The sequence below is a fragment of the Kyrpidia sp. genome, from assembly GCF_023512215.1.
Classification (GTDB): Bacteria; Bacillota; Bacilli; order Kyrpidiales; family Kyrpidiaceae; genus Kyrpidia; species Kyrpidia spormannii.
The window spans coordinates 1-11,322 of record NZ_JAILZZ010000069.1 but is presented as its reverse complement, the minus strand read 5'-3'; the positions used below and the strand labels follow the sequence as shown (position 1 = coordinate 11,322).

Annotated in this window: 11 protein-coding genes; 8 read left to right on the top strand and 3 right to left on the bottom strand. The window is 59.3% G+C overall.

From position 1 onward, the window contains the following. Positions 1-67: 67 nt before the first annotated feature. Complete coding sequence (locus K6T64_RS15245; protein ID WP_288010921.1) at positions 68-700, bottom strand: response regulator; 633 nt, start codon at positions 698-700, stop codon at positions 68-70. After that, positions 666-1,895 carry a GAF domain-containing sensor histidine kinase gene (locus K6T64_RS15240; protein ID WP_288010920.1) on the bottom strand — a complete coding sequence of 410 codons (1,230 nt, stop codon included), beginning with the start codon at positions 1,893-1,895 and terminating at the stop codon, positions 666-668. Before K6T64_RS15240 ends, K6T64_RS15245 begins: the two co-directional genes overlap by 35 nt. Before the next feature lie 229 nt (positions 1,896-2,124). Here K6T64_RS15240 and K6T64_RS15235 point away from each other — a divergent pair, with 229 nt between their 5' ends. The 7 genes from K6T64_RS15235 (at position 2,125) to K6T64_RS15205 (ending at position 9,548) form a co-directional block, all read left to right on the top strand. Further along, positions 2,125-3,009 (top strand): FAD binding domain-containing protein, encoded by an 885-nt coding sequence (locus K6T64_RS15235; RefSeq protein WP_288010919.1) that lies wholly within the window; start codon positions 2,125-2,127, stop codon positions 3,007-3,009. Continuing rightward, complete coding sequence (locus K6T64_RS15230; RefSeq protein WP_100668642.1) at positions 3,006-3,521, top strand: (2Fe-2S)-binding protein; 516 nt, start codon at positions 3,006-3,008, stop codon at positions 3,519-3,521. The genes K6T64_RS15235 and K6T64_RS15230 overlap by 4 nt, the downstream gene beginning before the upstream one ends. Beyond that, complete coding sequence (locus K6T64_RS15225) at positions 3,502-5,853, top strand: aerobic carbon-monoxide dehydrogenase large subunit (RefSeq protein ID WP_288010918.1); 2,352 nt, start codon at positions 3,502-3,504, stop codon at positions 5,851-5,853. The genes K6T64_RS15230 and K6T64_RS15225 overlap by 20 nt, the downstream gene beginning before the upstream one ends. After that, complete coding sequence (locus tag K6T64_RS15220; protein ID WP_288010917.1) at positions 5,850-6,926, top strand: XdhC family protein; 1,077 nt, start codon at positions 5,850-5,852, stop codon at positions 6,924-6,926. The genes K6T64_RS15225 and K6T64_RS15220 overlap by 4 nt, the downstream gene beginning before the upstream one ends. 99 nt (positions 6,927-7,025) lie before the next feature. Then, positions 7,026-7,520 (top strand): SRPBCC family protein, encoded by a 495-nt coding sequence (locus K6T64_RS15215; protein ID WP_288010916.1) that lies wholly within the window; start codon positions 7,026-7,028, stop codon positions 7,518-7,520. A gap of 25 nt (positions 7,521-7,545) precedes the next feature. After that, complete coding sequence (locus tag K6T64_RS15210) at positions 7,546-8,406, top strand: AAA family ATPase (protein WP_288010915.1); 861 nt, start codon at positions 7,546-7,548, stop codon at positions 8,404-8,406. Further along, on the top strand, positions 8,394-9,548 hold the full coding sequence (locus tag K6T64_RS15205; RefSeq protein ID WP_288010914.1) for a vWA domain-containing protein: 1,155 nt from the start codon (positions 8,394-8,396) through the stop codon (positions 9,546-9,548). Before K6T64_RS15210 ends, K6T64_RS15205 begins: the two co-directional genes overlap by 13 nt. On the opposite strand, the gene K6T64_RS15200 is transcribed toward K6T64_RS15205, so the two are convergent. After that, positions 9,539-10,588, bottom strand: coding sequence for an XdhC family protein (locus K6T64_RS15200; protein ID WP_288010913.1), 1,050 nt, complete (start codon positions 10,586-10,588; stop codon positions 9,539-9,541). The two genes, K6T64_RS15205 and K6T64_RS15200, sit on opposite strands and share 10 nt — an antisense overlap. 234 nt (positions 10,589-10,822) lie before the next feature. Between K6T64_RS15200 and K6T64_RS15195 the strand changes: the two genes are divergently transcribed. Further along, positions 10,823-11,322: hypothetical protein (locus K6T64_RS15195; RefSeq protein WP_288010912.1), on the top strand; the 500-nt coding region annotated here is incomplete at its 3' end.

The following is an 11,322-nucleotide window of genomic DNA, read 5'->3' as shown; positions in this document are numbered from 1 at the left end:
CTCCCGTCTCACCGACGTCCGGCCGGTCCGGCGAAAATCCCGAAGAATGCCGGACAGAGAACCCAGTTCACAGAAGTCCGCGCCGGTTCGCCTCCATGACGGCTTCCACGCGGCTTCTGACGCCGAGGCGACGATAGATCTCATTCACAATGACCTTGACGGTGTTTTCGGACAAATGCAATTGTTTACCGATGTCTTGATTGGTCCGTCCTTGGGCCATCAGGCGCAGAATCTCCACATCCCGCAAGTCGAGCGCATCTTTGCCCGATTCACTGTCCTTGCGGGATTCAATCCAGCGCAGGGCATACTCGGTCACCGCCGGATCGAGAACCGACTTTCCATCCAAAATATTTCGAATGGCGCGGAACAACTCGTCTCCGGGCATATTCTTGAGCAAGTACCCCTGAATTCCTGTCTGAAGACAAGCATGAACGACATATTTATCCATCAATGCGGTCAGAATGGCCAGCCGGATATGTGTATTGGCCTCCCGTACCGACTGGCACAATTGGATGCCGCTCATATCGGGCAGACGCACATCGATCAAGGCCAGATCCGGCTGCAGAGATTGAATGAGCGCAAGTCCTTCCGATCCGGTGCCGGCGTACCCGACCACATCCAATCCGTGATCGGTCAAAAGGGTGTGCAAACCGATTTGAACCAATTCATGGTCGTCCACGACAACAATGCGTTCCGCCAATGATTCCACCCCCTTGTAAACCTCCTGTGGAAATGGACCCTTGCTCGGGGTCGACCGGAAAGGTGCAGCGAACGGTGGTTCCTCCGTCGTCATTGCGAAAGATATCCAGCGTCCCATGGAGATCGGCCACGGACCGCGCCATCGAATACAGTCCAAAATGTCCGGTGGGATAGCTCATGAAGCGAAGAGCCTCGTCGGAGATGCCGACGCCCGCGTCCTGCACCGCGACGGTGGCCCGGTCCGGTTCCACAAGAACATGGACGACCGCGACCGGACTGTTGGCATGGCGGTAGACATTGGTCAAGGCTTCAGCGACAATCTTAAGAACGGCTTGCCGAACGGACAGACTCAGGCGGCCGAAGTTTCCGTGCGTAATCAGCCGTGTGGAAATCCCGCTCACCCGTTGGAATTCTTGCACGAGATGCGTCAAGGCGGTCACGTTCGGTTTTTCCTCATCATCCATGAGCCGGAACAATATAGTGCGCAATTCTGATTGACATTGTTCTGTTAATTCGCGCAAACGAGCGATCCGAACCTGCACTTCATCTTTCTCCCTCACCGTCGGCAGGATTCGTTCCAGACGGTCAATCTCGCGGGACACCGCAAACAACGTTTGCGAAAGCGAATCGTGCAATTCCTCCGCAATTCGCCGCCGTTCCTCCGCCACAATGTGAAAACGGTTTTCGTCTTTTTGGTCGCACCATGAGATGGCAATCGCACACAATGACGCAAACCCGTTCATAATGTCTTCGTCATTTTTGGTAAAAGCTCCAGCCCTGGGCGGCTTGCCGAAAAACATACAGCCAATCGGTTTCCCGCCGTGCCTCAACGGAATGGCCAGCAACGCTTCGACCGGCGGATGGCCCGACGGCACCCCCATGGATAGCGGATGTTGGGAAATGGATTCCACGCGCAGCGAGTGGCCGGTTTTTGCCGGTACAAAGTACATGCCGTGCCCTTTTGGAAATTCGGCGGGCATCGATTGCCAGCCGGAAACCTTCAAATACCGGATGGCGAACGGGTCCTCGGGTTCCACGATGATAATCCCGGCGAAGGAGGCGCGCACCAATTTTCGCGCATAGTCAACCGCGGCCTGCAGCAGCGGTTCAATTCCCTCCTCCATCCAGGGTTGCAGGCGTTCCAAAGCTTCCGATAAAATCTGTGCCATTTCAGCTTGATTCGAAGGTTCACGCATAGACTCTCTCCCGTCCTTTCGAAGGCTGTAGCGGCAGGAGATCGGCTGGGAACCCATCGATCGGGTATCGAAAAACACCCAATCGGGTCTATTCCATACCTATTGTAACATTCTATAATACTTTAAGGAAACGGAAAAAATCTTTGTCCAATTTTTGAAGCAACCTTCCTTGGATCGTCGTTTTAGGAGGTTTTACCGATCGAATTTCTTAGGCAAAGGAGGTTTTACCGTGTTTCCCAATGCGTTCAGGTACGAAGCGCCGACATCGGTCGACGAGGCGATCCGTCTCATGACCGAGTACGGCTACGACGGCAAGGTGTTGGCGGGCGGCCAAAGCCTGTTGCCGATGATGAAATTGCGCATCGCAGCCCCGGCCGTACTCATTGATATTAACAACGTGGACGATCTCCGAGGCTGGCGCGAAGTCGACGGAACATTGCGGATCGGCGCAATGACACGCCATGCCGAATTGGAACATTCGGCAGAACTCCGCGAACAATTCCCGCTGTTGTCCCGCACCGCCCGCTGGATCGCCGATCCGTTGATCCGCAACCGCGGGACAATCGGCGGTTCCCTCGTGCACGCAGATCCCGCATCGGATTGGGGGACCGCGATGATGGCCCTGCATGCCGAGGTGGAAGTGCGGAGTCCGGAGAAAAGTCGGCGAATTCCCATCGACGAGTTCTTCGTGGACACCTTTGCGACATCCCTGGAGGAAAATGAACTCGCCATCGCGGTCCATCTGCCGGCTCCCGCCGGACCCGTGGCCGCCCGGTACATGAAGCTGGAACGCAAGGCCGGTGATTTCGCTATCGCGGGTTTGGCCGTGCACATCGGGCTTGGCGGTGATGGCCTCGTATGCGACGCGGGCATCGGCATTTGCGCCTGCGGCCCGATTCCTCTGCGGGCAACGAAGGCGGAGGCGGCGCTCATCGGGCAGCCTCTGACTGACGAGACCATCTCGGCCGCATCAAAGCTGGTGCCGGAAGATGCCGACCCGACAGACGACCTGCGGGGCAGTGCGGTTTATAAGCGGGACCTGTTACGCATCTTTGCCTCACGCGCACTCCGTGAAATTGCGGAAGAACTGCACGGAAAGGTGGGCATTCAATGATCATCCGGGTCAAAGTGAACGGTCGCCTGTACGAATCGGATGTCGAGCCGCGCACATTGTTGGCGTATTACCTGCGCGAAGAACTCAAACTGACGGGCACGCACATCGGTTGCGATACGACCAGTTGCGGCGCCTGTACGGTGCTTCTCGACGGGAAAGCGGTTAAGTCGTGCACCGTACTGGCTGTACAAGCGAACGGCCGCGAAGTGTTGACCGTGGAATCCCTGGATCAGGACGGTCAACTGCACCCGCTGCAAAGCGCTTTTTGGGAAGAACACGCGCTGCAGTGCGGTTATTGCACGCCGGGCATGCTCATGGCTTCCTACGCACTCCTGCAGGAGAATCCGATGCCGACAGAAGCGGAGATCCGCGAGGGGCTTTCGGGCAATATCTGTCGGTGTACAGGATATGTGAATATCGTGAAAGCCGTTCAGTCCGCCGCTCGCACCATGGCGGACAAAACCCGAGAAGCATTGGGGGAGGTGGCCGCCAGTGGCACTGCAACAGACTGAGCTGCGGCCCATGGGCAAGTCGATCGGCCGCAAGGAAGATCCTCGACTGATTCGCGGGAAGGGCCGCTACATCGATGACATTATGCTGCCGAACATGCTGTACATGTGCGTGCTGCGCAGTCCGTACGCACATGCCCGCATCCGCCGCATTGATGCGTCCGCGGCACTGGCCGCACCCGGGGTCAAACTGGTGATCACGGGCGAGGACCTGGCCGGCATGAACCTCGCCTGGATGCCGACCATGGCGGGGGACACGCAGATGGTGCTGGCCACGGGCAAGGTGTTGTTTCAGTATCAAGAAGTCGCCGCGGTCGTCGCCGAGACACGCGCTCAGGCGGAGGACGCCCTCCAGTTGATTGAGGTCGATTACGAACCTTTGCCGGTCGTGGTGGACCCATTCAAGGCCCTTGAGCCGGACGCCCCCATTCTCCGGGAAGACAAAGAGAAGAAGTCAAACCACATCTTCCACTGGGAAGCGGGAGACCGCGAGCAAACCGAGGCCCTTTTCCGCGACGCGCCGGTGATCGTCAAGCAGGATGTGCGCTTTCCCCGCGTCCATCCTTCACCGCTCGAACCCTGTGGGTGCGTGGCCGACTACAATTCCGCCACGGGGAGGTTGACTTTTTATGTCACTTCCCAGGCGCCGCACGCCCACCGGACGGTGCTCGCGATGGTCAGCGGCCTTCCCGAACACCAGATCCATGTCATTTCACCCGATGTCGGAGGCGGCTTTGGAAACAAAGTCCCCGTATATCCAGGCTACGTCTGCGCCATCGTCGCTTCCCTGAAATTGGGCGTCCCCGTGAAGTGGATTGAAACCCGCACCGAAAATATTACCAGCACCAATTTTGCGCGCGACTACCACATGACGGCCGAGATCGCGGCCCGGGAGGACGGCCGCGTGTTGGCGCTCCGGGTGAAGACGATCGCCGACCACGGTGCTTTTGACGCCGCCGCCGATCCGTCCAAATTCCCGGCCGGACTATTCAGTATTGTGACAGGATCTTATGATTTCAGATCAGCATTTGTCGAGGTGGACGGAGTTTATACGAACAAAGCTCCGGGCGGGGTGGCCTATCGCTGTTCATTCCGCGTCACAGAAGCCTCATACCTGATTGAACGCGTGATGGACGTATTGGCTCGGCGGTTGCAGATGGATCCGGCCGAGCTGCGCCTCCGCAATTTCATCCGGAAGGATCAGTTCCCGTATCACTCGCCGACCGGATGGGTATACGACAGCGGGGACTACGAAAAAACACTGAATCTCGCGCTGCAGCGCATCGGATACGCCGAACTGCGCAAAGAACAGGCGGAAAAGCGCGCCCGGGGAGAATTCATGGGGATCGGCATCTCGACCTTCACCGAGATTGTCGGCGCCGGTCCGGGACACACCTTCGACATCATGGGGATCAAGATGTTCGACAGTGCCCAGATCCGCGTACATCCCACCGGCAAAGTGATCGCCCGGCTCGGTGTGCGGCACCAGGGTCAGGGACACGAAACGACCTTTGCCCAAATCATCGCGGAAGAACTGGGACTCAGCGCGGATGACGTGTTGATCGAAGAAGGCGACACCGATACGGCGCCCTATGGGCTGGGCACATACGCCAGCCGCTCGACGCCTACGGCCGGCGGCGCCGCCGCACTCTGCGGGCGCAGGATTCGGGAAAAAGCTCGCAAGATCGCCGCCCATCTGTTGGAGGTCGGCGAAGACGATGTGATCTGGGATGGCCTGGCCTTCACGGTGAAAGGGTTGCCGGGTCGATCGGTCTCGATGAAAGATATCGCCTTTGCCGCCTACACCAACGTGCCGGAGGGCATGGAACCGGGCTTGGAGGCGACGTACTACTACGATCCTCCGAATCTCACCTTTCCCAACGGGGCCTACATCGCCGTGGTCGACATCGACAAAGGCACGGGTGCCGTCAAGGTTCGGCGTTTCGTGGCCGTCGATGATTGCGGCAACGTGATCAATCCCATGATTGTCGAAGGCCAGGTGCACGGAGGTCTCACCGAAGGGTTTGCGATCGCGTTCATGCAAGACATTCCCTACGATGCGGACGGCAACTGTCTGGCGCCGAACTGGATGGATTACCTCGTTCCCACGTCGCTGGACACGCCCCATTGGGAAACGGATCGCACGGTGACGCCGTCGCCGCACCATCCCATCGGTGCCAAAGGGGTGGGCGAATCGCCGAATGTCGGTTCTCCCGCGGCGTTCGTCAATGCGGTGGTGGATGCCCTGTCGCCGCTTGGCGTGGAGCATATCGACATGCCGATTTTTCCGTGGAAGGTATGGAGCATCTTGAGGGAACACGGCATCGACGAGTGATTTCGATCGCCATCCTGGACGGAGGAGGGAAGGCCCGGCGGTTTTGGTGCCGCCGGGCCAAACGGATGGACAATCTCAGGGAGACTGCGAAAAGGTTGGATGAACGGGCCGAACCGTATGTCATGGTGACGGTGGTCCGTCGCAAGAGGCCCAGTTCGGCGACGGTCGGCGATAAAGCCATTGTGACGGCGGACGGCGAGATGAAAGGCTTTGTCGGCGGCCATTGTACGCGGGATCTGGTGATCGGCCAAGCGCAGGAGTGCCTGCGCACCGGCGAGAGCAAACTCGTGCTGGTCACGTCACAGCCGCCTGGCCGGGTGGAGGAAGATGTGACGGTCCTGTCCATGACGTGCGCATCCGAAGGCACGGTGGAACTGTTTCTGGAACCCAAGAACATGGATCCCCCGCTGATCATTGTGGGAACGTCCCCGATCGCCCTCGCCCTGGAAGAATGGGCTCCCCGATTCGCCCTGGCGCCGCTCCGGATCTCTCTGGAAGAGGCGGCACCCGGCGGCGTTGCGGACGAACCGCCGACCAGGCTGCGCAATCAACTGGATCTTCACACCGGCACGGCGGCCTATGGCGTGGTGGCCACGATGGGGGTATACGATGTCGACGGACTGCTGGCCCTGTCCGCCCTGCCGCTCCGGTACCTGGGCTTGGTCACCAGTCCGAAACGCTGGACGGCCATGCGCACCGATCTGGCGGCAGCGGGTGCTTCGAGCGAATTCATCGACTTCGTCACAGCACCTGCGGGGTTCGATATCGGCGCCCTGGGGCCCCAAGAGATCGCCCTCAGCATTCTGGCCCAAATCGTGGAGCGCCGCCGCCGCCACGCCCAGGTGCGCTGGCGGGGACAATCGGCCGAAAAGCATCCGGAACCCGAAGAGGCCACGGACAGCCGAGAGCTTGCGGCCCCCCGACAAGTGATCGATCCGGTTTGCGGAATGACCGTGGACTTGGAAAAGTCTCCTCACCGTCTGGTGTTGGACGGAACGATCTACGGGTTTTGCTGCGCCGGGTGTCGGGACCGTTTTGCGCGCGATCCGGAAGCCTATCTGAGCCACGCTTGACGAGGCGCCGAATGGGGATCCGTCGGCAACGGCCGGGCTTTGGGCCGGAGATCGGCGGCGGCACAAGCATTGACTGAAAACATGTGGGGAGGCAGAGCCATGCGAACATATGGAGGAGAATATACCCTTGAGCTGCCGAGGGAAAAGGTTTGGGAGTTTATGACCGATCCCCATCGAGTGGGGCCTTGTATTCCCGATTTGCTCGAATTGAAGGTCGAGAGTGAGAATCGTTTTAACGCTCGCGTAAAGGTGGGCGTCGGACCTGTGCGCGGCAAGTTTGACCTGACCTGTGAACTGTCCGTGGTAGAACCGGGAATGGTGATGGCCCTCCCGATTAAGGGAGGGGGCATGGGCAGCGGGGTCGAGATGAATGTGGAAGTCAGGCTCACTGACGTGGAGAACGGAACCCTTCTGAAATGGCAGTGCGATGCCGTGATCAGCGGACCGATCGCCAGCCTCGGCGGGCGGCTGATTGATGGAGAAGCGCGTAAAATCATTCAAAAGGTATTCGCAAATTTTCAAAAGGCCCTGCTCGATGCGGCGGCGGAAGCGGAGGCCGCCGTGGCGGACGCGGCCGCACCGGAGGAAGGTTGAACAGCTGGACGTGGAGGATGGACGGATGAACGAGCAGGTGCGCCGACTGCAAGAGGAATTGCGGGAGGCAAACTATGTGGTTGACGAAGGGCTGGCCACTGTCCTGCACTTGGCACAGCGGCTGGCCCGTCCGCTGTTATTGGAAGGCCCTGCAGGTGTGGGAAAAACGGCCCTGGCGAAAGCGCTCGCCACCGTTCGCTCAATAAACCTCGTTCGCCTGCAGTGCTACGAAGGACTGGATGCGAGCCAGGCGTTGTACGACTGGGATTACCCCAAACAGCTGCTGACGGCGCGCGCGGCTTTCTCCGACGGTACCGTGAACCAGGCGGCCCTTTACAGCGAGCCATTTCTCATCGAGCGCCCGCTTTTGCGGGCCCTGCGGGAAAGGCCGGCTCCGGTGCTGCTGATTGACGAAGTGGATCGGGCCGATGAAGAATTCGAGGCGCTGTTGCTGGAATTTCTGTCGGAATTCCAATTGACCATTCCCGAGTTGGGAACGTTCCGCGCCGATGAGCCTCCGATGGTAGTGTTGACCTCCAATCGCACCCGGGACCTGTCGGACGCCCTGCGCCGGCGCTGTCTGTACGTTTGGGTCGATTACCCGTCTTTGGAACAGGAGGCGGACATTGTCTCTTTACATGTGCCGCGGATCGCGCCCGAACTTGCGAAGCAGATCGCGCGCGCCGTGCGGAGGTTGCGCAAGTTGTCCTTGCTCAAGCCCCCGGGACTGGCGGAATCGATCGATTTTGCCAAGGCACTGATGGAATTAGAAGCGCAGGAATTGAACGAAGGAGTGATCCGGGTGACCCTCGGATGTTTGTTAAAAACCCAGGAAGACCTGGACCTTGTGCGGGAGAGGGGGCTCGACGTGCTATGGAACGCCTGACCGCTGACGGGATTGGCGGGTTGACAGGCGACATCGTCACGCAGGTGACCCACTTCGCGCCTTGGCTGCGAAACTATGGATTTCGCGCCGGGATTTCGGAAACGTTGACCGCCATCGCCGCCCTGGTAGAATTGAACCTTGACCGCATGGACGAAGTCTGCAACGCCTTTCGGGCGATTTACTCCCGAACACCCGCCGAATGGGGCATCTTTCCCAGTTTGTTTGAACGATACTTTTGTGGTCGGGGAGTTCGACTGAAGCAAAAGCGCCGCCTGCAGCCGGATGAATCGGTCGGCGGAACCGGCAGCGGTCGGCGGGCGGAGCGTCCGCCGGCGGAAACGGTGCAGGGGTTTCTCGCCGGATATCATCCGGACACTGGTGAGCGGTTCGCATTGCGGGCGGACGATCGGGTGTTAAAGGAGGTCGTTCATCTCACCCGGTTGGCGGTGCGCACGATGAACGCACCGCGCGGCCGCAAGTGGCGATCCCGGGGAAGGGAGAAAATCGATTTGCGCCAAACCATGCGGAGCGCCCTGCGCCGCGCCGGAGAGCCCTTCGTCCTGAAAATGCGCCGGCGCCGTCCCGACAGGCCGCGAATTGTCCTGGCCCTCGACATTTCCGGCTCCATGAAGCCCTATGCGCCGTTTCTCACGTCTCTTGCCTGGTCGTTCACCCGGGCCCGGGCGCGCACGCAAATCTTTCTCTTTTCCACGCGGCTGCTGCGGGTGACATCGCTCATCGCCCGCAAAGGGGTTTCGGGCATTCCATCATCCGATCTGCCGGGAATGAGAGGCGGCACCCGGATCGGCGGAGCGTTGGAACAATTGCTTCGGCGGTATCCCGGTTTGCTCCATCGCCACACGTGCGTCATCATCGCGTCGGATGGCTATGATGCCGGCCATCCGGAGCACATGCACAACTCCATGCGCGACCTGGCGGACCGAGCGGGACGCGTGGTGTGGATCAATCCACTGCTCGGCGAGCCGGGATATGAGCCGACTTCGACGGGGATGTCGATGGCGTTGCCGTACATCGACACCTTTGTCGATGTCCACGATGTGGCGACTTGGAAAAAAGCGGTGCTGGGCGGGGTAATGCGAGGAGCGGCGCCCCAAGCCGCCCCGTTGAAGCGTCAACCATGAATTTTCTCCCGCCCATGCAGGGATTCTCCCAATCGGCCGGATCGCACGGCGAGCAATTCCGACACAATCGAAACCGCCACTTCGTCGATCGTTTCTGCGCCTATATCCAGTCCAATGGGAGCATGGATCGGACCGCTGTCAAAGTCGGCCCCGATATTGTTCAGCATTTCCTGGGTTCGCGACACGGGACCGAGTACGCCGACGAACTTGGGATGGGCTTGCAGCGCCAAACGCAACGCCGCTTCGTCCCGCAATTGCAGGTGGTTCATGATCACCCACCAGCTGGCGGACAGTTGCGCAGGATCCGCTTGATCCGGTTCGACCACCAGGTGTTCGGCCGCGGGAAAACGGCCGGTCCCGTTAAATTCTTTGCGCGGATCGAGCACGGTGACACGAAACCCGCACTTGGCGGCAAGAGCCGCTACGGGCACCGCATCGTGGCCCGCACCGCAGATGATCAGCCGTTCGCTCGGCCTCATCGTGTCGACGTAAAAGCGCCGGCCATCGACAACGGCCACCTCCGCCCTCGTCCGACTCCAGACGCGCTGCATCAATTGTTGCGCGACGACTGCTGGCAACGCGTCCATATCTCCGGCGATTGGATTCGTGCCTTCAAATGCGGCGCGGACCCCGGTCGGCAGTTCGATGGCCAACGAGATGACGCGATCTTGGGCCACGGCCTCCCGCACCGATTGCCAAAACGGATCCGAGGAATGAACGGGAAAAATGGCGACTTCCATGGTTCCTTTGCAACCAATCCCGAGGGACCACAACTCGCTTTCACTGAGATCATAATGGACGAGGCGGGGTTTGCCTTCCTCAATGGCTTTTTCCGCCCATCCGTAAAGGTCCGACTCGAGGCAACCGCCGCTGAGGGTTCCCAGCATCTTCCCTTTTTCCGTCATCATCATTTTGGCGCCGGGAAGGCGATAAGCCGAGCCTTTCACCTGGGTAATCGTCAACAGAGCGGTTCGTTCTCCGTCCGACCAGGCCTGTTCCATACGGGCAAACATCTCGCGCGCTTCATCGATCCTTGACACCGTTGATCATCTCCTTGGCTGAACTGGAGGCCGATTCGACAACTCATCGAGATGGCTCCCATCCCGGGGAGCCGGGCATGCCGAAGTCGGGCTCGACTTAAAGGTTCGTCTTGGATTCACAAGACTATTGTAGAATATTAGAATGAACTTTTTATATATCCAAATGGGTGTTTCTTCATACCCGGTCGGTGACGGACTTTGGGACTCATTATACAGAGAAAGGTGGTCAACATCGTGGATCGACTGTACCGGACAACGGGATGGAGCTGTGCATGGGGCAGCTTTTCCGCAGCTCTTTTCGGCGGCATCCTCGATTTCCTGGCGGGTACATCCGGTTTTTTGACCCTGATCCTCGCCGGCGCAGGTTCCCTTTCCGGCAGTTATTTGGGACTCAGGATCGGATTGAAAGGTGTCCAAGATCTGTTGTCTTCGACGAATCACCCTTTTGAGGTCGTCGGAATCCACAAGCAACATGGAGCCATGTGGTCCCTGATGGGTGCCATGGTGGGCGGAGTGGTCGGATCGACGGTCGGGACGGTCCTGGCTGCCGTTGGATGGGTGTTGTTCATGCGTCGTGTGCCCGACATGATGGGTTTTATGTCGATTGTCAACGTCATGATGGGGGGCGGGATGGGCGGCATGACCGGCGGGGTGGTCGGTGCGTGGCGGAGCGCCGTTCGCGTCGGATTCGTCGGAGAAAAAAGAGAGTTGCCATTGTCGGGTCAAAAGACGAA